The organism is Planctomicrobium stercoris (assembly GCF_051465655.1).
Lineage (GTDB): Bacteria > Planctomycetota > Planctomycetia > Planctomycetales > Planctomycetaceae > Planctomicrobium.
This window is the reverse complement of the sequence record NZ_CP195791.1, coordinates 325,110-347,654: the sequence shown is the minus strand read 5'-3', so window position 1 is coordinate 347,654 and position 22,545 is coordinate 325,110. Positions and strand designations below refer to the sequence as shown.

Sequence of the window (22,545 nt, the reverse complement as noted above, 5' to 3'; positions counted from 1 at the left end):
ATCTGCGACCGCTTGGGACGCTCGGGAAGTTCATCCAGATGCATGACGATGGTTCATAAGGTGTTTGCGGTTCGACTGCCAGAATCCTGCATCGAGATTCTTGCGATTCGGAGAAATGTCTTCCGGTCTGTCTCAATTCTTATCAGCCGCGTCAAGCATGTCCGGTGTGAATTCAGGACTGCATGTGCTGTGAAGTCCTGGTGCGGTCTGCTGCAGACGGGCATTCAAGTTTGATCATTCTGATGTCGATGAATCAGATTGATGTCACTTCCAAAGTCGAAAATCGCAGTTTCGTTTTGATACATGTCTTGAATTTGTAAAGGCTTGCAGACAATCGTCGCTGTCGGACCGAAAATGGGCATGGCATACGCCTGTGCTGGTGTTATCGAAATCGCACAACACTCAACATCAGACCCACAGGTGCATTATGAAAGCGTTCATTCCCGCCCTTCTCCTGACGGTCGCATTCACCAGCATGGGATCCACCGCTCGGGCTCAACATTACTCGCTGCAGCATTTCGATGATCTGGCATTCTCTGCCAGCGCGGACGCCCGGGCTCTCCGCTGGGAGATCTACAACGATTTCGCCGCTTCCCGAGACCGTGACCATCTCCTGGATGATGTGCAAAACCTGATCAGCGACCTGCACAACCTGCAACGATCGATCTACCAGGGACGTTCGCCGCGCGTGCTGGACCGGGATCTCGATTCCGCAATGGAAGAACTGGCGAACCTGAAGGAACATCTGCTCGGATGCGACTTCGCCCTGCAGAAGCCTGCCCAGTTCCAGGGGAACGCAAACGGCTACAGCTTCGCTCCGGAAACCCGACACGGCGGACGGGTTCACGTGGATCACGCCATTCAGATGCTGGCGGGAATCGACCGCAAGCTGAACGAACTACACCACGAGCTTTCTGTCGTCCTGACGAGCAAAGCCGGTCCTCAGTTGCCTCCGGTCCAGGCGCTCCCTTATCCGCAGCCTCAGGTTCCTTCTGGCCCGGTCCTGCTGCCGAAATACCCGGGAACCTGGAACACGCTCAAGCAGCCGGTCGGCAATCTGAAGGTGAAGCTGGACGTGAAAAAATAACCGGACGTTGACCCGATCAAATCAACGAATCGCCGCACACTCAACATGTGCGGCGATTTTTTTGCTGTTGATGGATGACAGTAGTTCCAAGTCTGATCGGATCGAAACAAGAGGTCAGGAGACAGAGGTTGGGGGGCAGGACAATCACTGGAAAACAAGCAATTTTCTGCCCTCTGTTCCCCGACCTCTGACCTCTCACGATGATTGCTCGGAGAACTTGGAGGTACTGAATGAACAAGACAGCTACGTTCCGAGTACGCCGTCGTCCTTGAAGAGCTTGTACTCGACAGCATCGACCAGCGCCAGCCAGCTGGCTTCGATGATGTTTTCGCTCACTCCGATCGTGCTCCAGACATCCTTGTCGTCTGCACTTTCGATCACGACCCGCACGCTGGCAGCGGTCCCTCCCTTGGAGTTGATCACGCGAACCTTGTAGTCCACCAGGTGCATCTCGGCCAGACGAGGAAAGAAGCTGATCAATGCTTTTCGCAACGCCTGATCGAGGGCGTTCACAGGGCCGTCCCCTTCAGCGACTTCATGTTTGACCGGTCCTTCGCCATCGATGCGAACTTTAACCGTTGCTTCCGTCAGCGGATTTTCCTGTCCGGCGGTTTCGACGTTGACGCGGTAATGCAGCCGCTGAAACTTCGGCTCGTATTGTTTCGCGACCTTCTTGACCAGCAGGTCGAACGACGCTTCTGCAGCTTCAAACTGATAACCGACGTTTTCCAGCTCCTGCACCTTTGCGAGGATGGCAGCCATCAGCTGCGGATCCTGATCGAGTTTCAGCTTCGTCGTTTTCGCGACGATGTTCGAACGTCCCGAGAGTTCGCTGACGAGGATCCGCCGTTCATTCCCCACCACTTCCGGGTCGATGTGTTCGTAGCTGTGGGCAATTCTGTTGACGGCATGAACGTGCATGCCCCCCTTGTGGGCAAACGCACTCCGTCCGACGAATGCCTGATTCGAACGGAAGTTCATGTTCGCGAGTTCATAGACGTATCGCGAAATCTCCGTCAGGTGCTTGAGTCCGCAGCCATGGGTGAGGACTTCGAATCCCTGCTTCTTCAGAGCGAGATTCGCAGCAACGCTCAACAGGTCAACGTTTCCACAACGTTCTCCGATTCCGTTGATTGTCCCCTGCACCTGGACGATGCCGATGTCGACCGCCTTGAGCGAATTCGCGACGGCTAAATCGCAGTCGTTATGACAGTGAATCCCCATCGGCGTGTGAATTTCTTTCTTCACTGCTGAGAGGATTTCCTGAATGCGCTCCGGCAGGCTTCCGCCGTTGGTGTCGCAGGCAACGATCACTTCCGCACCCGCGTCCTGTGCAGTGCGCAGGGTCTGCAGCGCGTAGTCCGGATTCGCCAGATAGCCGTCGAAGAAGTGTTCTGCATCGTAGAAGACCCGCCGACCCTCAGACCGCAGGTATTCGATCGAGTCCCGGATCATTGCCAGGTTCTCGGCAAGTTCCACGCGGAGCACTTCCGTGACGTGCAGATCGGACGTCTTGCCCACGATTGTGCAGACAGGGGCTCCGGATTTGACGAGCGCGACCATGCTGGGGTCCTGCTCGGCAGCGATTCCGCGCCGGCGGGTCATCCCGAACGCACACACTTTGGCGTGCTTGAGGTCCAGGTCGCGAACCCGCTCAAAGTATTCCGCATCCTTTTCATTCGAGAGTGGATAGCCCCCTTCGATGAAGTCAAAACCGAGTTCATCCAGCTTCTTCGTAATCAGCAGCTTGTCCTGCAGCGAGAAGTTCACTCCTTCTCCCTGACTGCCGTCACGGAGAGTTGTGTCATACAGCTGGACGTACATTGTGGGTCTCTTTCATATCTTTGTGGTGGGAGTAGAAACGAAAAAACCCCCTCAGATCACAGCGGATCTGAGAGGGTGAAGGGTCGAAACCAGTCTTCCTCAGATCGCGCCGGGCGCACCGATAATAATCTCGCTAATCAGCGAAATTCGGGCGTCGATGGTGCGGAGGAAAGTGTTAATGAAAAATCCTTGGTGGGCGTCTTTGTCAAGAGTATGACACCTCGTCGGGGGGCGTCAATCCTGGCCGGGGTTTTTTGAACAATCCCGTTGTCGCCGTCGGACAACAATTCCGAACCGGCGGAAACAAGCCGAAAATCCGCAAAACCCGGAGTGGCTGACACTCGAAAGCGAGTTCAGTTCGGATCTTCCCCCGGTTTTCTGGGGAATTTCAAAGGGGGACTTCCCCCCTTCCGGCGGATCCAGTTCAAAGTTCTGCGAACGGAACGGTACTGCAGCCCCCTTCGCATCAACCATTGTTTTCCCGGGGCGTCGATGATGGAAAGGCCCAGCAGGATCACCAGAAGGCCGGGCCCCGGTAAGACGATCATGACGACTCCGGCCGCCACAAGGGCCACTCCCAGCAGGTTTTTGACCGCAATCCAGATCATGTGAAGGACTGGATGCCGCCGGGACTTGCCGTTCTCGGTGCTGACGAACTGGTCTTCCGGCATGCGGATAATCATCAGTGTCGACAATCCCGCACCCACCAGCGTGAACAGGAAGGAAAAGACGATGATCATTCCGGCCGAGCCTTGAAGCGCCTCCTGCATCTTGAATCGGATTCCTTTTTCTCACCTGGAGCGATTCCAGGGAATGTTTGAAATGGTGTTCAGGGTCCGGAAGACGATAACATGGCCTCTCCAGTCAGAACGCCTGAATCTCCTGCCGACGGGCAAACTGTCCGGGCTGCCCTGATGAAGGAGAGCCCGTTATTGTAGATTTCAGTGTCACCGTTCTTGTCCACTTTGCGGATTTGGCTGGAAGACCGCGCCTGATTGTTCAGAGAGATTCCACGGAGTTGTTGTCGTGCCTGTGATTAATGTTGAAGGGGACTGGCTGAATCAGTTGCTGGGCCGGACCTATGCTGTCGAAGAACTGGCCGACGCCCTGGAGCAGATCGGTTGCGACGTCGACGACGTTCTCGAGGTCGAGCGCTTCCGGTGTCCCAAATGCGGCCAGATTGTGGAAGGCTCCCTGGGGGCGGAAGTCACCAATCATTGCACATGGTGCGAGTTTGAACAGGAGCAAAGTTTCCAGAAAATCGGCCGCAGTACCGTCATTCGTCTGGACCTGCTCGCGGCCCGGCCCGACCTGTTCGATGCCGGGGGAATCGCCAGAGCCCTCAAAGGGTACCTCGGCCAGACCGGGGGGCTTCCTGAGTACCATGTAAAAGCCTCCGACATTGTCGTCAATGTCGATCCCTCAACGGATGGGGAGAGCTGCACACGCCCGTACATCCGCTGCGCGGTTGTCGAAATGCCGGAGCTCAACGACACGACACTCGTTTCGTTGATGAAGCTGCAGGAGACGCTGCACTGGGGAGTGGGACGGGATCGGAAGCTGGCGTCGATCGGAGTTTATGATCTCGACACCATTCAATCCCCCATCAGCTACACGACAATCGATCCCGACAATGACCAGTTCGAACCCCTCGGACGTGCCGGCGAAGCAATGTCCGGGAGAGAGGTTCTCGAGAAGCACCCCAAAGGGATCGGATACGCGCGACTGCTGGCAGACCATCAGCGTTTTCCGGTGCTGAAGGATGCAGCGGGTGTTGTGCTTTCCATGCCGCCGATCATCAACAGCGAGCCGACCAAGGTCACCCTGAAGTCACGTCGACTGTTTGTCGACGTCACCGGCATCAGCGAATCGGCGGTGGTCAAGTCGCTGGACACGTTCGTTTCCTCACTGGTGGAACTGGGAGGACAGGCATATTCCGTGCGAATCCATTTCCCGGACGGCCGTGAAATCGTTTCTCCCGATCTGTCTCCGCGTGAAATGGAAATTGAACTCGAAGCAGCCAAACGCTGGCTCGGACTCCCTCTTGATGAGAACAGTCTGGTCGCTTCGCTGCGACGCATGAGGCTCGATGCCGAACCGGTCAAAGACGCTCCGTCCCGCTTCCGTGTCCGCTTCCCCGCGCTGCGGACCGACTTCAAACACATGGTCGATGTCTTCGAAGACCTCGCCATCGGCTACGGGTACAAGAACATCGTCCCGAGTTTCGCAAGCCAGTTCACCACCGGTCAGTCGCGCCCCGAGGATGATGTCAGTGATCTGGTCCGCAGCGTCTTGCTGGGGCTCGGATACACCGAAATCATGAGCCTCCCGATGACGACGGAGGATCTGCACTTCACTAAGTTCCGCCTGCCGGTCCCGGAACATTATGCGAGAATCGGGAATCCGAAGCTCAAGGCGATGACGGTTGTTCGATCGCATCTGATGACTGGGCTGATGGAGCATCTTCGCGAAAATAAACGTGCTCCGCTGCCGCTGCGATTCTTCGAACTCGATAACGTCACGGTCCTGGATCCGGAAGCGGAGACAGGGGCTCGTGAAGAGCGTCATCTGGCACTCGTTGAGATGGGTCGCGAAGCCAGCTATGCATCGATTCGTTCCGTGATCGATGCACTGCTGTTCGAACTCGGAAGCAGCGGGACGTTCAGCGTTTCATCACATCCTGCATTCATTCCGGGACGAGGCGCAGAAGTGGCGACGTCTGGAGAAGTCGGGGGAATTCTCGGCGAACTGCATCCGGAAGCGATCCTGAACTTCGGCCTCGATCACCCGATCGCGATTGCGGATTTCAGAATCATGAAAGTGAAGTGACACGCTCTCTTCAGCGTGCTGCAGATTCGAACTTTGAAGTGGTCAGTCGTTTGTATGAATTCCCAGGATGAGCAGAGTCTGGCGGTTGCCGACTCGGAGATGTCCCGAAAGTCCAGCGCGACAGAGCGCTGGCTGAGCCGCATCGTGCTGCTGGGGTCCATCCTCACGGTGATCGGGCTTCTCGTTCGAATGACCGTGAAAGATCGATTTCTGGGTTCAGCGATTCTGTTTTACGCCACTCCGCTTCCACTTCTGGTTGTCGGTTCGACTGTCAGTCTGCTGGCGTCCTGGCTGAGAAGGCGGAAATGGTCCACCCGGATCTGGCTGCTGATCTTCGTGACGGTCACAGCCTGGTGGTGGATCCGGGACTGGAGATTTGCTGGAGAGCCTGTTCGCCCGGATGGGGTGTCCACACAGGGAATTTCAGTTCTGTTCTGGAATGTTGCCCGGAAGCAGGACCTCCTCTCGGCAGCTCAGTTCATCCGCGATCGCAACCCCGATGTTGTGGGGCTCGTGGAAGTGGAAGGCGATGCCCGGGCATGGAAGGCTTTCTGGAAAGAGCAACTGCCCGAGTACGATGTTTCTGTGCTGGGAGGCAATATGTATCTGCTGGCCAAAGGGACCAGCGGGAAAACAACTCCCCACTCGCTGGGCGGGGGTTCGCAAGCTCGTCAGTTGAGAGTTCATGTCCGGGATGTCGAAATCGAAATTCTGCTCGTCGACATTCACGCCGATCCACTCCAGTCCCGTGAACTGGCTCTCGGACGACTGGCTCAAATCGCGGATTCCCTGAACCCGGAGCCGCTGGTGGTGCTGGGAGATTTCAATACTCCTCCCGATTCCGTGCACTTCGGTGCACTTCGAAAACAGCATTCCCTGGCGTTTGAAGTGTCTGGTTGTGGCTACGCGGCGACCTGGCCAATTCCGCTTCCATTGATGCAGTTGGATCAAATTTGGACGAATGAACGCGCAATTTCGGGAAATTGTCGTCATTTGTGGACCTGGGACTCTGATCACCAGCCGGTCGAGGCGATAATTTATCCTGTCCGTGAACCCGCACAGATCGATCGATTGCCGGAAACATCAGCCTGAGTTGATTGCGGTCCAGCGATCGTCATGTTCTGATGGAATCGATGGCGGCCGGAACCTGCCATTCCCTGCCCAAAGCGAGTCCGTATCCAGCGTACTTCCTGCCCAGTCTTTCGAATTGAGGAGAACTCTCGATGTCATCAATCGCCCCTCAGCCTGAATCCCAGCACGATGCCTCCAGACGCGACTTTCTGAAAGCGGGAACAGTCGCCGGAGTCGCCGGAACGTTGCTCGGAACATTTGCAGCCGCACCGCAGGTTTATGCTGCCGGTGAGGAAATCATCCGCGTCGGCCTGATCGGTTGCGGCGGACGTGGCACCGGAGCAGCAAATCAGGCACTGCAGGCAGATCCCAAAACCCGTCTCGTGGCGGTCGGTGACGCATTCGCCGAGCAGATTGAACCCAGCCTGAAGTCCCTGCGGGCTCAGAAGAACATCGCCAGCCAGGTTGTTGTCGACGATGATCACAAGTTCGCCGGTCTGGAATCGTTCCGGCATGTGATCGACGCCAGCGATGTCGTGCTGCTCGCATCCCCTCCGGGATTCCGTCCTGAGCATCTCGCTTACGCCGTCGAAAAAGGAAAGCACATCTTCACCGAAAAGCCGATGGCCACCGACGGTCCCGGGGTTCGATCCGTGATCGAATCCGTGAAGAAGGCGAAAGAGAAGAATCTCTCGGTGGTCGCCGGATTCTGCTGGCGGTATGACTATGCCCGTCGTGCTCTCTTCGAACGCGTTCTCGGCGGTGAAATCGGCGACGTTCTCTGCACCTATGCCACCTACCTGACCGGGACCGTCAAGCCGATGCCGGCTGCCGATACCCGTCCTGCAGGGATGACCGATCTCGAGTGGATGGTCCGCAACTGGTACAACTTCACCTGGCTGTCCGGCGACGGTCTGGTGGAGCAGGCTGTGCACGCCGTCGACTGGCTCGGCTGGGCCAAAGGAGACATCGAGCCGGTCAGCTGCACAGCAGTGGGTGGACGGCAGATTCCCGCTCTGGGAGGAAACATCTTCGACCATATCGAAGTGAATTACCTCTGGCCGGACGATACCCGTTCCTTCATCGCCCAGCGGCAGATTAACGGCTGTGACAACGACAACAGCTGTTACATTCTTGGTTCCAAAGGGAAGGCCGAAATCGGTCGACGCGGCGTGAGAATCACCGGCGCCACCGAATGGAAGTACGATGGCCCCACCCCCAACATGTACCAGGTCGAACACGATGAGCTGTTCAAGTCGATTGCTGAAGGCAAGCCCATCAACGATGGGGATCGCATGGTGAACAGCACTCTGCTGGGGATCATGGGACGCATGGCCGCTTACACCGGCAAGGAAATCACCTACGAAATGGCATTGAACTCGAAAGAAGTTCTCGTTCCGGAAACTCCGAACTGGGACGTGAAGTTCACCCCTCCGCCGATCGCGCTGCCGGGAACGACCAAGTTCGAATAATCGAACCGAAGGATGTGAAACTGACCATCACCGCACGCTGCAATCGTGCGGTGATGTTTCTTTGGCAGGAACTTTTCTATTTCGAAGTCGAACGTATTTCTGATTCGCATTGCCTGGGTTCTGTACTCGCTGATCCTCTTCGCAGCGACTCATGTACCGGTTCCCAGGGAGCTCGAAGAGGTGGTCTCCACCTTCGACAAGATCATTCATGCCAGTGCTTTCTTTGTTCTGGCAGTGCTGACAATTCTGTCGTTGCCCGCCCGCCGACCATCAGTCTGGCTGCTCTGCGGGCTGCTGATGTACGCGGCCCTCGATGAATTTCTTCAAAGGTTTGTCAATCGCACACCGGATCTGGTCGACTGGTTCAGTGATGCGGCTGGAATCGTAGCCGCCTTCATTCTGATGCGGCTTCTCATGTGGAGAAACGGCACTCTCAGAGTCCAAGAAGAAGTCTGACTTCGAGTCGGAACAACGTCACAGGACCGCAGCAGCTCCCTGCTCAATCAAATTCTTCGCTGCCTGCTGACCAAGTTCTTCCGGCGACTGCACCACCCCTTCTTCAATCACCCGGAAGCATTGCTTTCCATCCGGACTGAGCACCAGAACCTCGAGCGTCAGCTTCTCTCCGTTGATCGTCGAAACCAGTCCGACCGGGGCGTGACATCCCGCCTGCAGCGTGAATAGGCACGCTCTCTCAGCCCGGACTTCCGCGCTCGTCAGGGGATCCGTGAGGCGACTCAGAACTTCCTGCAGATCCAGGTCATCGTCACGACATTCAATCCCCAGGGCTGCCTGCCCGACAGCGGGATAAAGAATGGGCGGAGCCAGAATCTGAGAGATCCTCGCGTGAAGATCCAGACGGCGTAATCCCGCCTCCGCCAGGATAATGGCGTCGTACTGACCCGCATCAAGCTTGGCGATCCGCGTTTCCACATTGCCGCGAATCTCCAGCAGCTGCAGATCCGGACGCAGACGCAGTAGTTGTGACTGCCGACGAGGGCTGCCGGTCCCGATCTTCGCCCCCTGCGGCAGGCTGTCGAAATCCCCCTCTTTTCCGTGTGGAAGCAGCAATGCGTCAAACCGGGGAGCCCGGGGAGGAATGCCTGCCAGCGTCAGTCCTGCCGTCGGAACAGTCGGCAGGTCCTTCAGCGAATGGACCGCCAGATCAGCATGCCGATCGAGCACCGCCCGCTGCACTTCCCGTGTGAAGACCCCCTGCCCCCCCATCGACTTGAGGGCGTCGACCCGGTTCCGGTCCCCGATGGTCGACATCGGAGCCAGTTCCACGGTCCATTCCGGAGCAACCCGGCGGAGTTCATTCGCCACGTAATTCGCCTGCCAGAGCGCGAGCTGACTCTCTCGCGTGGCGATTTTCAGGCAACGACTTCCAGTTTGATTCATCATTCAAATTCCATCCAGGCGGATCGTCTCCACGGATGCTGATGGGTCCTGCTTCCAGACGCAAGCAAGCGGAGGAATCGCTCGGGGTTCGCCAGTCATCCTCCCAGGCTGCGGGCCAGCACAACGACATCCACCTGCGAGGCTCCGCTGCCGAGAAGTTCGCGGGTACACCGGTCAGCTGTGATTCCGGTTGTCAGAATATCATCCACCAGCAGGACTCTTCGTCCCTGAATGCGGGATTTTCCCGAGACACGGAACGCCCTGTTCAAATTTCCTTTGCGGGCACTGGCCGATAGTGTCTGCTGCTTGTCTGTCGAACGGACTTTGCGCAGCGTGAGCCGATCGACCGGGATCTTCAACTTCCTCCCCAGGCATTCCGCCATCGACATGGCAGGATGGTCGGATGACAACCGCTGCAGCCAGAAATGCGGTACCGGTATGACGATCTCCGCCTTCAGATTCCGCAGCGATTCCAGATTCCTCTCGAATGTCAGTTCAGTCAACGCAGAGGTCAGCGAAGAAGTGCCGGGCTGTTTGCATTTCAGGCACGCCACCCGCAGGTCCCCTTGATAGGGTCCCAGACTGATGACGCTGTGGTACTTCATCCGTTCACGCTTGCAATGAATGCACCCTTGCTCTGTGTTCAGGTTGGGCCCGACGGGAGCAGAGCAGATCTGGCAGCGGTCCGGGATGACAGGAGCGAGTTCTTTCAGGCACCGCGTACAGAAGCGAAGCGATTCTCCGGGATCGCGAGGCAGCAGCTCCGAGCACCAGTGGCAGCTGCGGGGATAGACGAATTCCATCCCGGATTGCGCCACCTCCCGGACCAGTTGAATCAACCGCATCAATGGTCCCCCGCGTAGAAAGGTTCGACGTGGACCACGACGTCGCGGACAAATGGCCAGTCGGTCTGAATCTGTGCCCGGACCTGCTGGGCGATGACATGTGAATCTGCGACAGAAATCTCCGGCAGCACTTCAATGTCGATGTTCACATGGGCATCGGGGCCAGCATGCTGGATGCGCATCTTCTCAACGTCGATCACCCCTTCCACCTGCAACGCGGATGCCTTCACTCTCGCGAAATCATCATCGTGCGGCACGCGGTCCAGCAGCTGGTCCAGATTTTCCCAGGCAGCCTGGATTCCGAGAATCACCATCAAAACCGAAAGCAGTGTCGCGCCCAGATGGTCGAAGAGTCCCGCCTGACTTTGCCACCAGGCAGCCAGCAGCAACGTGAATGTGGTGATCAGACTGGTGAGCGTATCGATCTGATAGTGAACCGCTTCGGCCCGCAATGCCGTGCTGCGGGATTCCTTCCCAGCCACATGCACCCAGTAGGTGACGATCGCCAGGAGCGCGGTCGCCCCCGCCGGAATCAGACAGACCCAGTATCCCAGCCCCGGATGCGGAGCTGGGCGGGAAAGTGCGAACAGATTATTCACCGCCATCCAGATCCCTGTCCCGCACAGAACCAGTCCCAACTGGAATCCGGCCAACGGTTCGGCACGACCGTGCCCAAAGGGATGATCCTCATCTGGAGGACGGGCTGCGAATCGAATGGCAGCCAGCAGCACCAAGCTGGAAAGGACATCGAACAGGCTGGCGACGGCATCTACGAATAATGCTGCGGAACGGCTGAACCAGACCCCTGCCAGCTCGGCAGCGATGATCAGCAGGCGGATCACAATGCCGATCACGGTAATCCGGGTCAGGTCCGACAGACGCCGGATACGGGCTGTGACCACGCTCAATTCCGGCTTGACGGGTGCCGGAAAGGAATCGGCGGATGGCGCTGGCTTATCAGTGGGCGATGACATTCAGAGACTATCGCCGGACTTCTGCCGTCTGGCAAGTTGCGTCTGTCTCGCTTGCTGAAATTCGGACCTGCACCGAACCCACGGTCACGCGATCAGGTCGGGAATGACCCGGGCAGGCAGAACGCCGGTCAGACGCTGATCCAGACCCTGGTACTTGTAGGTGAAGCGCTCGTGGTCATAGCCCATCAGGTGCAGGATGGTGGCATGGAAGTCACGGACATTGACGGGTTCTTTCACAATGTTGTAGGAGAAGTCGTCGGTCTCGCCGTAGATCTTGCCGGCGTTCGTCCCTCCGCCCGCCATCCACATCGTGAAGCAGCGCGGATGATGGTCGCGGCCGTAGTTCTTCATCGACAATCCCCCTTGGGAATAGATGGTTCGACCGAACTCGCCCCCCCAGATGATCAGGGTTTCATCGAAGAGGCCTCGCTGTTTGAGGTCCTGAATGAGAGCGTAACAGGGCTGATCGACATCCTTGCATTGAGAGGGAAGCCGCCCCGCGACGTTTCCGTGCGTATCCCAGTTGTTGTGATAAATCTGGACGAAGCGCACGCCACGTTCCACCATGCGGCGCGCCAGCAGGGCGGTGTTGGCAAATGTTCCGGGCTTTTTGGCTTCATCCCCATACAGCTCGTACGTCGCTTGAGACTCCTGCGCCAGATCGGTCAGTTCGGGGACGCTCGACTGCATGCGATATGCCAGCTCGTACTGCTCAATGCGGGTCCGTGTCTCCGCATCGCCGATCCATTCGTAGGTCATCTCATTCAGGGATTTCAGCCCGTTGAGCGTTTCCCGCCGCACTTCACTTGAAACCCCAGGCGGATTGTTGATGAAGAGAATCGGATCGCCGCTGGTGCGGAATGAGGTCGCTGCATGTTCCCCGGGCAGATAGCCGGAGGACCACAGACGTCCGGAGATGGCCTGGACCTGTTCCGTGTTTGTTGGTCTGGCCACCATCACCACGAACGTCGGGAGGTTGTCGTTGAGGCTTCCCAGGCCATAGCTGGCCCAGGCTCCAATGCAGGGACGACCGCTCACCTGATTCCCAGTCTGCATCAGGCAGATGGCGGGTTCGTGATTGATCGCTTCCGTATTCATCCCCCGCATGAAGACGACATCGTCCGTCATCTTTTTCATGTACGGGAGGAGTTCGGACACCCACATCCCGTTTTCACCACACTGCTCGAAATTGTAGATCGAGGGGGCGATGGGAAACCGGGCCTGTCCACTGGTCATCGTGGTCAATCGCTGACCATTGCGTACCGACTCCGGAAGGTCCTTGTCATACCATTCCTTCATCACCGGTTTGTAGTCGTACAGGTCCATCTGCGGTGGTCCCCCGACCATGTGCAGATAGATGATGTTCTTGACCCTGGGAGTGAAGTGCGGAAGCACGTGCCCGTTCGTTCCCGGCTGAGGCGCCGTCGTGTTCGCTGTGTTCCCCAGACCGTTCCGAGCCGCCAGTGTGGCCAGCGCAGCACCTCCGAGCAGGTTGGTCCCCTGCCCAAAGAAGTGCCGACGCGTCATGTTGAGTTTGAACTGATCGAAAGGATTCATGTGATCGTCTCTCAGCATCTGTGGGATGCAGTTATCGATGATGTCGATTCGCGTGAATGCGACGCAGTCAGATCAGAAGTTCAATTTGTTACTTGTTCAGCACTTCATCCAGGTTCATCAGCTCGTTACAGAGCATCGTCCAGGCTGCCAGTTCCTGTGGAGGAATGGACTCGTCCGGTTTGGACTCGCCGACCTGAATCACCAGTTTTGCGTCCTCTGGATGGGCGTCGTAGTAGGTCTTCAGGCCTTCCAGCGACGCGAGTACGACTTCAGATTCTTTCGGCTGAAACTCCCGGCAGAGAAGATGATTGCTGATGTCGGACAGGCGGGCTGCAGGCTCTTTGTGACGCAAGATCGCCCGCTGCGCCATGGTCCGCGCCGCCTCGACGAATTGCTCATCATTCAGAGTGACCAGGGCCTGAAGAGGAGTGTTTGTCCGTTCTCGGCGGACCACACAGAATTCGCGATTGGGGGCGTTAAAGATCTCCAGCGAGACCGGCGGGGCCATCCGTTTGACGAAGGTGTACAGACTGCGTCGATACAGATCCGGGCCTTTGTCCCGGACGTAATCGCGTGTAGTGCTTCCAGGCATTCCGACCACATCCCAGATCCCGCCCGGCTGGTAAGGTTTGAGGCTGGGACCGCCAATCATCTGAGTCAGTTCACCGCTGGCTGCCAGAGCGTAATCGCGGACCATTTCTGCATCCATCCGGAAGCGGGGCCCTCGCGAGATCATCCGATTGTCCGGGTCGATCTCTCGCTTTTGAGCGGTGATCACTGCCGACTGCCGGTACGCTCCGGACATCACGATCAGTTTGAAAAGACGCTTCACGTCCCATCCGGATTCCACGAAGTCGACCGCCAGCCAGTCGAGAAGCTCCTGGTTCTCCGGGATCTCACCCATCACACCAAAGTCGCCTGACGTCTTGACCAGACCGACTCCAAACACCTCCTGCCAGAACCGATTCACGGTGACCCGGGATGTGAGCGGCTGTTCGGGAAGGATCAGCCACTGTGCGAAACCCAGGCGGTTACGGGGCAGATGATCCGGAAACGGAGGGAGAACTTCCGGAGTGGCTGGTTTCACCTGATCGAGACGCTGGTCATACTCACCCCGATTCAGGATGTAAGCGACCGCCTCTTCCGACTTTTCCTGCATCACATGGGCGATGGTTCCCCGGGACTTGATCGCTGTGACCTCCTTTTCGAGTTCGGTCACCCGTGCGGTGGCGTTCTGAAATTGTTTGTCTTCCGTGGTCAGCCACCAGTTAAACAGATCGTTCAGTTCGTCCGGAGTCCGCTGGTCAACGGGTTTTCTCAACGTCGAAGCAAGGACGACAAATTTGGCCAGCGCGAGGGCCTCACGGGCATTGAGAGCCCGGTTATAAATCCGCACATCATTGATTGCCACACCGGACGGGGCGGAAGCATTGTGCCGCTGGCCGACGTAGAACGGGACATCGGTCCGGATATCCCCTTTTAGATTATTATTAGCAGGATTCTTCTTCTGCAGTTGCCCGTTGATATAGATCTCAACTCCGTCAGCGGACCGATTTCCCTGGTAGGTAAAGGCAACATGAACCCATGTGTCCGCAGGAATCTGTTCAGTGCTCACGACCTTCAGAGCGTTGTCGCTCCAGCGGTCGATCAGGTGTGTGCCGACGCGGCGGTTTTCAATCCACAGGTCCCAACCCCGATGGCCGTTAACGGGATCCATACGGGCAACGATCGCTCCCGAGATGTCCACTGCCGGAGCCTTGATCCAGGCCGAACAGGTAAATGGCTGGTCAGCCTGAAAATCACCCACATCCGGCAATGTCGTGATGCCAACCTTGGAAACCTGGGGGGCCTGAGACCCAAGTTTCCCGTCTACCCATTGCGTGTCTGGCGAGACGGCAACTTCGCGCAACTCATCATTCACCGAAACATTCGTGAATGACCCCTGTTGATTCAGAGCAGCCTGAAACACCAGATCGAGGACGGGGATCTCTTTTTCGAAGTACTCCGGAGACGCGCCGGCGACCCAGACATCGAATTCAGCTCGTGCTTCCGCGCGGCGTTTCTCGACATCGGCCCTAGCCACGACAACTTCGGCATTCGCCGTGACCCAGCGATCCCGCTCTTCATCCCGCGGTACCACCATGACCGGTGGGGTGTCCTTAATATTGCCGTCGCGAGCCGACTGCGTCGTGTTATTGAAGAAGGCAGCGAGTTCATAGAACTCTTTCTGGCTGAGCGGATCGAACTTGTGCGAGTGACAGACGGCGCACCCCGCCGTCAGTCCCAGCCAGACCTGTGCGGTCGTGTCAGTCCGATCGCGCGTATACAGCACCAGATATTCTTCGTCGATCAAACCCCCTTCATTCGTTGTCATGTTGCAGCGATTGAAGCCCGAGGCGATCTTCTGATCCAGCGTGGCATCGGGCAGCAGGTCCCCAGCCAGATTTTCAATCGTGAACTGACTGAACGGCATATTCTGATTAAAGGCGTCGATCACCCAGTCCCGGTAAGACCACATCTCACGATAGTTGTCGAAGTGGATCCCGTGGGTGTCCGCGTAACGGGCATAATCCAGCCAGTAACGACCACGGTGTTCGCCCCACGCTGCCGACTCGAGTAACTTGTCAACGAGCAGTTCGTAAGCATTGGGAGACTGATCCTGTACGAACGCCTCGACTACTTCGGGGGTGGGCGGCAAGCCTGTTAGATCGAGGCTGACCCGTCTTGCGAGTGTCCGCCGATCCGCCTCCGGTTCCATTGTCAGGTTCGCCTCTTCCAGGCGGGCCAGAACAAACTGATCAATCGGGTTCCGGACCTGTTCGGTGTGTTTCACCGTCGGCGGCACAGGTTTTGTCGGGGGAATGAATGACCAGTGCAACTGGTATTCAGCCCCTTCCTTCACCCAGCGACTGAGAATGTCCTTCTGCTCGGCCGTCAGCGTCTTCTTCGTTTCCGGAGGAGGCATGACCTGCTCGGGATCGCTCGAGAGGATCCGGGTGATCAACTCACTGAGTTCCGGATGCCCGGGATCAATTGCAGACATTTCGATGGCTGCGTCCCGCTGGTCGAGCCGCAATCCCCCCTTCCGCGAGGCACTGTCGGGGCCATGGCAGGCAAAACAGGCATCGGACAGGATGGGGCGAATGTCCCGATTGTACTCCAGTTTCTTTTCGTCCCCGTGTGCTGGAAGAACCAGCCCGGCTGAGGAAAAAAACATGAAGGCGACGAGCCCCCCGAAATGATTTAATCGAATTTGAAACTGCGAGACGGCACAATGAAGAAACATGTAATTCGCGTTCCTGATGATTGCCTGGATTTCAACTCACACCGATGTCGTCCGATCCGTTGAAGGGGAGACATATGGACTGAGGAAAGACCTTCGAATCTCTTACCGCGTTTTCCGGCCAGGAAATTCGACGCTGGAATCGTGATCCCGCGCGAATCTTGAAGAATGCATCAACTCAACGACGACGGCGAGTGATCAGGCAAAACAACCCAAAGGCACCACCGCGGCGAGAAGCCTGGTGACGGGAGGCTGAGGACTCAGTGCTCATCGCTCAGCTCAAATCGGGAGGGCACAGTGCGGCACGAACTTTTCGATGCCTCTGCAGTGAATGTGTTGGTTGCAGAAACATACGTGAACAATTTTATGCTTGAAATCCTGCGGTGTCCACACAAGTTTCTCCAATATTTCATGCCCTGCGAGTTCCCACGGAATCGGAAAGATTGGAAACGGAAGTCCATCAGCTGGCTGGCGTTTCACTGGCAGCTGAAATAGAGTCGGATCTGACGTTGGGCAGCCAATGCCGGAACGCTCCAGCCCCGTATTGCTTCGGCTCCCTGCCGACTGTCGAACGGGCCGCTCAACTGAATCTGTACGCTTTTGCAGTGAATGAGGATTCCCATGTCCGTTGAAACGGAAATTCGTGACGTTTTAGGGTCGATTGTCGAGCCAGTCCTGCAGCTTCCGCTGTCAAAACTCAAGATGATCTCGTCAGTTTCCGTTTCGGGGGATGCTGCCACTGTCGTTGTGGAGCTGCCAACACCCGCGTATCCCTCCCGGGACATGTTGACGCTGCTGATCCAGACCGCAGTCAAAACCATGATCACCGGGATGAAGACGACCGACGTCCAATTCAAGTCGATCGTCAAAGGGAAGCAGTCCGGAGGAAACATCGGGCTGAAGGTTAAAAACATCATCGCTGTGGGAAGCGGCAAGGGGGGGGTCGGAAAGTCCACTGTCGCTGCGAGTCTGGCCTACGGCCTCAAAGAATGGGGGGCCACAGTCGGCCTGATGGACGCTGATGTCTACGGTCCCAGCATCCCGCATCTGGTCGGGGTCACCGGGCAACCGGCCATCAAACAGTATCAGACGGCGGATGGTCGGCAGTTCGAGCGCATCGAGCCGATTGAAGTCGACGGCATCAAGCTGATTTCGATGGGATTCATGGTCGAGCCCGATCAGGCCGTCATCTGGCGCGGGCCGATGCTGCACAAAGCCCTCAGCCAGTTCCTCCAGCAGACCGACTGGGGTGAACTCGACTATCTGGTGATCGACATGCCCCCCGGAACGGGAGATGTCGCCTTGACCCTTTCCCAGATGGTTTCCCTCGCAGGATCGGTCGTTGTCTGCACCCCGCAGAAAGTTGCTCTGCTGGATGCCGGCAAGGCGATCACCATGTTCAACACCGTCAAGATTCCAATTCTCGGCATGGTGGAAAACATGACCGGAGAAGTCTTCGGTCGTGGTGGAGCAAAGGAAAAAGCGGAAGCGATGGGAGTTGCGTTCCTGGGAGAGCTCCCTTCGAACTCCATCATCCGGATCAAAGGGGATGAAGGAAAAATCTCAGCGCTGTTCGCTGCAGACAGTCCTGTGCGCGAACCTCTCATGGAAATCGCGAGCAACGTTGCCATGCAGATTGCTCGCGAGATTTTGGAGAACCCCAGCCTGCCGACGCTGGAACTTCTCTAAGACGACAGTTCGACTTCTTAAAAATTTTCGCACTCTGCTGAATGTCGATCGCAGATTTTCAATGCAGCAGCATCTCCGGGGATGCCTCTGAACGGCTCCCCGGTGTGGGCGGATTGTCGATCGCGCGGAACGTGAAAACGACCGAGTACTTGGTCAGAGAACTGTAGTTTCGCGTCGCTGCGTGCAGCGTCTTGGCGTGGAAGAACAGCACATCACCGGGGTTCAGCTCCGCCAGCACCCGGTTTTGCAGGACTTCTTCATTTTCCGGCAGATCGCTTCGAAAGAACAGCTCCTTGTCGAACGAACTGGCAGGATAGGTCTGCCGATGGGAGCCGGGAATCAGCTGCAGGCAGCCGTTTTCCTTGCGCTCTGGTCCCAGGGCCAGCCAGACGCTGATGAGATCGGGCCGTGCAAACGACCAGTAACGCAAATCCTGATGCCACCCCGTATCGCTGCTGAAGCGGGGTTCCTTCGTCATGATGCAGTTGTGATGGGCGAGCGGGCAGACAATCTGCGAGCCCAGCAATTGCCGCAGCCGGAGAACAATGGCCGGGTGCTGAACCCATTCGGTGAAGACATAATCCCGGCTGAGCGCCTGTTTGAGTCTCCGGACTGTTTTTCCCCCCGCTGCAGCAGTGGAATCAGGAGCGCCGGGGTATTTCAGGTCCGCTTCAAACTCGATGGGTTCAACGAGATTCTCGAGCCCGAACCGGGTGACCTCGATCATCCGCTCGACCAGATGCGGCTCGCAGACGTTCCGCAGAATCGCATATCCCAGTTCATGAAATCGCAGGATCTCACCTTGCGAAAACGCCAATGATGGCAAAGCGATTCCAGACTGATCCGCCGACTGCATCCCTGATCCTTCAACTAACCAACTGCCCGCGATGAACTCGCCCTCTCACTGGAGAGGATCATCCGTGAATCTCTTTCGACTGGGGTTCCCGAAACGTGCAGGCGAAGATCAATCTGGGTTCCCACGGGAAAAAACTTGCGAGTCGCCTGCATTCGGTGTCACTCACTCCTTTAGAATGTGCATGTCCAGTCGCCCCGTCAATCCTCCCGATTCATTCCCGTCAGGTAATGCATTCCCATGCCCGATCGTTTCTATGTTCCCGAAGTCTGGTCGGACCGACTCAAACTCGATGGACCGGAAGCTCACCATCTGGGGCGGGTCCTGCGAGCCTCGCCGGGGGACCAGATTGAAATCTTTGACGGTCGCGGAACATCAGCAACTGCCATCGTCGAAGCTGTCGGCAAACGAACTGTCACGCTGAAGGTCGATTCAGCGCGAACAAACACGCCGCTGCCTGCTTGTGAGATCGTTCTGGCTGTCGCTGCTCCGAAGGGGGATCGTCTGGCGTGGATGATCGAAAAGGTGACGGAACTTGGGGTGGACCGGTTGATTCCGATCACGACCACTCGCAGCGTCGTCAAACCGAGTGATCAGAAGTTGCACAAGGGGGAGCAGACGGTCATCGCTGCGTGTAAACAGTCTGGTCGGAACCGCCTCCTGATCATCGAAGAGTTATGTCCGCTCACCCAACTCGATCGGCGGGTGGAGGTGTCGAACGCAGCCGTGTGGGTCGGCTCGCCCGGAGCCCCGGCAATCGCAACTCATTCGCCGAACGAGGATTGCTCCCGGAAGCAATGGGTGGCGGTGATTGGCCCGGAAGGAGGGCTGACAGCAGAGGAAATGGAATTGTTGCAAACTTGGAACAGCCGTTCGATCTCCTTGTCACCCTTTGTGTTGCGGGTGGAAACGGCTGCCGCTGCCTTCGCCACCTGGATGGTCGCCTCCCGGATGAAGGGTTGAACGATCGATTTTCGAATCTTTTTGTTTGACGGCTGTCGTCCGCTTGACGTCAAAAACCTGATCGAAAACAATCAGCCCTCACAAACCAGCGCCATCAAAAATGGTTCTGGTTGCTTTTGAGTGACGCCATCGTGATGAAGGAGCCAGGTATGGAAGAACCTCGCTGGATGACCTGGAGCGAACTTCCTTGGCTGCAACGGACCTCTCCAGCAGCGTCGCTGATCCGACTTTGCGATCGAATTCTCAGTACTCAGGAGATCTCCTCGATCCTGACCGACGTGGCTGCGGAGTTTGGCGTTCCGAATTGCCTCCTCGTCGCCCGAACGAACGAATGGAAGGTCGTCGCTGCCCGTGGTGAATGGGAGGGCGCTCTTCCGAAAGTGTTGCTGGGAAACGTGATCGACCGAGATGCAGCTGTGTTCATCAATGATCGCACACACGGTCCGGTGCTGCTCGTGCCCGTCCCGTCTCGCGAACAACACGTTCTGATGCTGGCCGGACCACGCCTTTCATCCGACCAGTTGGATGAAGCACTGGCCGTCGGGCGGGTCGTCGGAAGACGTGTCGACCAGCTCCTCCAGGTGAAGTCGACACAGCGACATGTCGATCGACTGCGCGCGACCCTCGAACTGGCACGGTCGTTCGCTGGTGAGAAAGAAACGCAACGGTTGCTGGAACGCATCGCAGAGGAAGCGAGCCGCCTTCTTTCCTCGGATCGGGCCAGTATTTTCATCTGGGATCGTGAGCAACATCAGCTCATCGCCTGTCCAGCACTGGGGGTTGAAGGGGGGCGGCTGTACCTTCCGGACAACAAAGGGATCGTCGGAGACGTCCTGCACGGACGCAAAGCACTGATTGTCGATGATGCCTACAGCGATGCGAGGTTCGATCAGAGTGTCGATAAAAAGTCTGGGTATAAAACACGAAACCTGCTGTGCGTGCCCCTGTTTGATGCCGACCGGAACTGCATCGGCGCCTTCGAATTGATCAATAAGATCGGCGGAGATTTCACCGCAGAGGATCAGACAGCGCTGGAAGACTTCGGCATTCAGGCATCGACAGCGATCACCAACACGCGTGAACTCGAATTTCTGGATCGCAGTAACCGCCAGCTGTCGGAACAGGTCTCAGACCGAATCCGCATTGTGGGAGACAGCCCCGCCATGACGGGGCTGCGTGGCACCATCGACCGGCTGGCTGCCACTGACCTTCCTGTCCTGATTCTTGGTGAAAGCGGGACCGGGAAAGAAGTCGCTGCGACTTCGCTGCATCGCCAGGGACCACGGGCGGCACGTCCCTTCATTGCCGTCAACTGCGCGGCCCTGACCGAGACGTTGCTGGAAAGCGAACTGTTCGGACACGAGAAAGGGGCCTTCACCGACGCCCATGCCATGCATGTCGGTAAGTTCGAGCTCGCTGAAGGAGGGACGCTGTTTCTGGATGAAGTGGGGGACATGAGCCTGGGAGGACAGGCGAAGCTGTTGCGCGTTCTGGAACAGAAGGTGATTACGCGGGTGGGCGGAACCCAGACGATTCCCGTGAACGTCCGGGTGCTGGCGGCTACAAACGCCAATCTCGTCGATCTGGTCCGGGACAAGAAGTTCCGGCAGGATCTCTATTACCGACTGAGTGTCGTCACACTGGAAATTCCACCACTGCGAGACCGCCCGGAAGACATCCTGCCTCTGGCCCGTTTCTTTCTGGAGAAGTTTTGCAGAGACGCGAAACGGAAACCGCTGTCGATTTCGCAAGACGCAGAGAAGCGGCTGCAGATGCACAACTGGCCCGGGAATGTTCGCGAGCTGCGAAACCTGATGGAACGTGTGGCGTTCCTCGCATCCGGCGATCGCGTTGAGATGGACGACCTCGCGTTCATTCTCAGTCCAAAGCGGAACGCATTTGAAGACCTGGCTGACGGAGTTGGGCTCGGTGAAGCCACCGCCAGTTTTCAGATTGAATACATCAAGCGTGCTGTGAAGCGGATGCAGGGGAACATGAGTGACGCTGCCGAATTCCTTGGGCTGCATCGCTCGAATCTCTACCGGAAGATGCGTCAACTCGGCATGGAAGTGGACGACGTCAAGCTCTAAGGCAATTGCGGAGTGGCAGATCAAAAAATTGCCCCGCGTGAGAGCGGGGCAATGTCATTCGCAGGTTGACGCTTGTGGGCAGCGACTATTCTTCTTCGCTGTCGTCGTCTTCCACGTCATCGATGTCGTCCTCATTGTCATCGTCGAGGGCGACTTCATCGTCGAGAAGTTCTTCATCGTCCACCGGTGCGGCGACATCTTCCGGTGATCGGACGGAATCGGAGATCGATTCTTTGATCGGCTGAATGAAATAGAGTTTCTTGCTCTTGGAGCGGAGGAGCGCGAGCTTTTCTTCGGCCTTCTCTCGCTCGTTCCAGGGGAACCGGCCTTCTTCTTTCAGGGTGCCGCTGAAGACACCCCAGAGCAGTCGCTTCCTCTCTGGTGCCTTGACTTTGCGCTTGCGAACGGTAGTCGACTTCGACCCCTTCTTCGCAGTGGTTTTCTTGGTCGCCTTGACCTTGCCCTGTTTCTCGGCTGCCTCGTGTTCCCGCCGCTTGTCCAGAAGACGCTTGGAAGCCATTCCGGTTCCTTAAACAATCAAAAATGCCGTCAAACCGTGAAAATGCCGCCCTCCACTGAGCGCAGCTTCGCCATGCGGCGAACAGAA

General features: G+C 57.2%; 17 protein-coding genes. 8 read left to right on the top strand and 9 right to left on the bottom strand.

Annotated elements, in window-relative coordinates:
* Positions 1 to 427: 427 nt before the first annotated feature.
* Complete coding sequence (locus SH661x_RS01435) at positions 428 to 1,087, top strand: hypothetical protein (protein ID WP_437227317.1); 660 nt, start codon at positions 428 to 430, stop codon at positions 1,085 to 1,087.
* Positions 1,088 to 1,330: 243 nt separating this feature from the next.
* Here SH661x_RS01435 and cimA read toward each other — a convergent pair whose 3' ends face one another.
* Both cimA and SH661x_RS01425 read right to left on the bottom strand, forming a co-directional pair.
* Entirely contained in the window at positions 1,331 to 2,911 is a 1,581-nt protein-coding gene (cimA, locus tag SH661x_RS01430; RefSeq protein ID WP_437227315.1) for a citramalate synthase, read from the bottom strand.
* 353 nt (positions 2,912 to 3,264) lie between these two features.
* Positions 3,265 to 3,681, bottom strand: coding sequence for a PGPGW domain-containing protein (locus tag SH661x_RS01425; protein WP_437227313.1), 417 nt, complete (start codon positions 3,679 to 3,681; stop codon positions 3,265 to 3,267).
* A gap of 256 nt (positions 3,682 to 3,937) precedes the next feature.
* On the opposite strand from SH661x_RS01425, the gene pheT reads away from it, so the two are divergent.
* From pheT to SH661x_RS01405, 4 genes are all read left to right on the top strand, one after another.
* Positions 3,938 to 5,740 (top strand): phenylalanine--tRNA ligase subunit beta, encoded by a 1,803-nt coding sequence (gene pheT, locus SH661x_RS01420; protein ID WP_437227311.1) that lies wholly within the window; start codon positions 3,938 to 3,940, stop codon positions 5,738 to 5,740.
* A 54-nt stretch (positions 5,741 to 5,794) separates the two neighbouring features.
* A complete protein-coding gene (locus tag SH661x_RS01415) occupies positions 5,795 to 6,832 on the top strand; it encodes an endonuclease/exonuclease/phosphatase family protein (protein ID WP_437227309.1) in 1,038 nt (345 codons plus the stop codon).
* Between the two features lie 131 nt (positions 6,833 to 6,963).
* Positions 6,964 to 8,283 carry a Gfo/Idh/MocA family oxidoreductase gene (locus SH661x_RS01410; protein ID WP_437227307.1) on the top strand — a complete coding sequence of 440 codons (1,320 nt, stop codon included), beginning with the start codon at positions 6,964 to 6,966 and terminating at the stop codon, positions 8,281 to 8,283.
* A gap of 78 nt (positions 8,284 to 8,361) precedes the next feature.
* A complete protein-coding gene (locus SH661x_RS01405; protein WP_437231159.1) occupies positions 8,362 to 8,739 on the top strand; it encodes a VanZ family protein in 378 nt (125 codons plus the stop codon).
* A gap of 18 nt (positions 8,740 to 8,757) precedes the next feature.
* Here SH661x_RS01405 and hemC read toward each other — a convergent pair whose 3' ends face one another.
* The 5 genes from hemC to SH661x_RS01380 form a co-directional block, all read right to left on the bottom strand.
* The gene (hemC, locus tag SH661x_RS01400; RefSeq protein WP_437227305.1) at positions 8,758 to 9,687 is read right to left on the bottom strand and encodes a hydroxymethylbilane synthase; all 930 of its coding nucleotides are present in this window, start codon (positions 9,685 to 9,687) and stop codon (positions 8,758 to 8,760) included.
* A gap of 92 nt (positions 9,688 to 9,779) precedes the next feature.
* Positions 9,780 to 10,529 (bottom strand): ComF family protein, encoded by a 750-nt coding sequence (locus SH661x_RS01395; protein ID WP_437227303.1) that lies wholly within the window; start codon positions 10,527 to 10,529, stop codon positions 9,780 to 9,782.
* Positions 10,529 to 11,503 (bottom strand): cation diffusion facilitator family transporter, encoded by a 975-nt coding sequence (locus SH661x_RS01390; protein WP_437227301.1) that lies wholly within the window; start codon positions 11,501 to 11,503, stop codon positions 10,529 to 10,531. Before SH661x_RS01390 ends, SH661x_RS01395 begins: the two co-directional genes overlap by 1 nt.
* Before the next feature lie 84 nt (positions 11,504 to 11,587).
* The gene (locus SH661x_RS01385; protein WP_437227299.1) at positions 11,588 to 13,060 is read right to left on the bottom strand and encodes a DUF1501 domain-containing protein; all 1,473 of its coding nucleotides are present in this window, start codon (positions 13,058 to 13,060) and stop codon (positions 11,588 to 11,590) included.
* Positions 13,061 to 13,148: 88 nt separating this feature from the next.
* A complete protein-coding gene (locus SH661x_RS01380; RefSeq protein ID WP_437227297.1) occupies positions 13,149 to 16,277 on the bottom strand; it encodes a DUF1553 domain-containing protein in 3,129 nt (1,042 codons plus the stop codon).
* A gap of 687 nt (positions 16,278 to 16,964) precedes the next feature.
* Between SH661x_RS01380 and SH661x_RS01375 the strand changes: the two genes are divergently transcribed.
* Positions 16,965 to 18,032 (top strand): P-loop NTPase, encoded by a 1,068-nt coding sequence (locus SH661x_RS01375; RefSeq protein WP_437227295.1) that lies wholly within the window; start codon positions 16,965 to 16,967, stop codon positions 18,030 to 18,032.
* 58 nt (positions 18,033 to 18,090) lie between these two features.
* On the opposite strand, the gene SH661x_RS01370 is transcribed toward SH661x_RS01375, so the two are convergent.
* Positions 18,091 to 18,888: a phytanoyl-CoA dioxygenase family protein gene (locus SH661x_RS01370; RefSeq protein WP_437227293.1), complete on the bottom strand. Its 798-nt coding sequence runs from the start codon at positions 18,886 to 18,888 to the stop codon at positions 18,091 to 18,093.
* A gap of 237 nt (positions 18,889 to 19,125) precedes the next feature.
* On the opposite strand from SH661x_RS01370, the gene SH661x_RS01365 reads away from it, so the two are divergent.
* Complete coding sequence (locus tag SH661x_RS01365) at positions 19,126 to 19,848, top strand: RsmE family RNA methyltransferase (protein ID WP_437227291.1); 723 nt, start codon at positions 19,126 to 19,128, stop codon at positions 19,846 to 19,848.
* 149 nt (positions 19,849 to 19,997) lie between these two features.
* Positions 19,998 to 21,938, top strand: a complete 1,941-nt coding sequence (locus tag SH661x_RS01360; RefSeq protein ID WP_437227289.1) for a sigma 54-interacting transcriptional regulator — start codon at positions 19,998 to 20,000, stop codon at positions 21,936 to 21,938.
* 85 nt (positions 21,939 to 22,023) lie between these two features.
* Here SH661x_RS01360 and SH661x_RS01355 read toward each other — a convergent pair whose 3' ends face one another.
* Positions 22,024 to 22,458: a hypothetical protein gene (locus SH661x_RS01355; protein ID WP_437227287.1), complete on the bottom strand. Its 435-nt coding sequence runs from the start codon at positions 22,456 to 22,458 to the stop codon at positions 22,024 to 22,026.
* Positions 22,459 to 22,545: the final 87 nt, after the last annotated feature.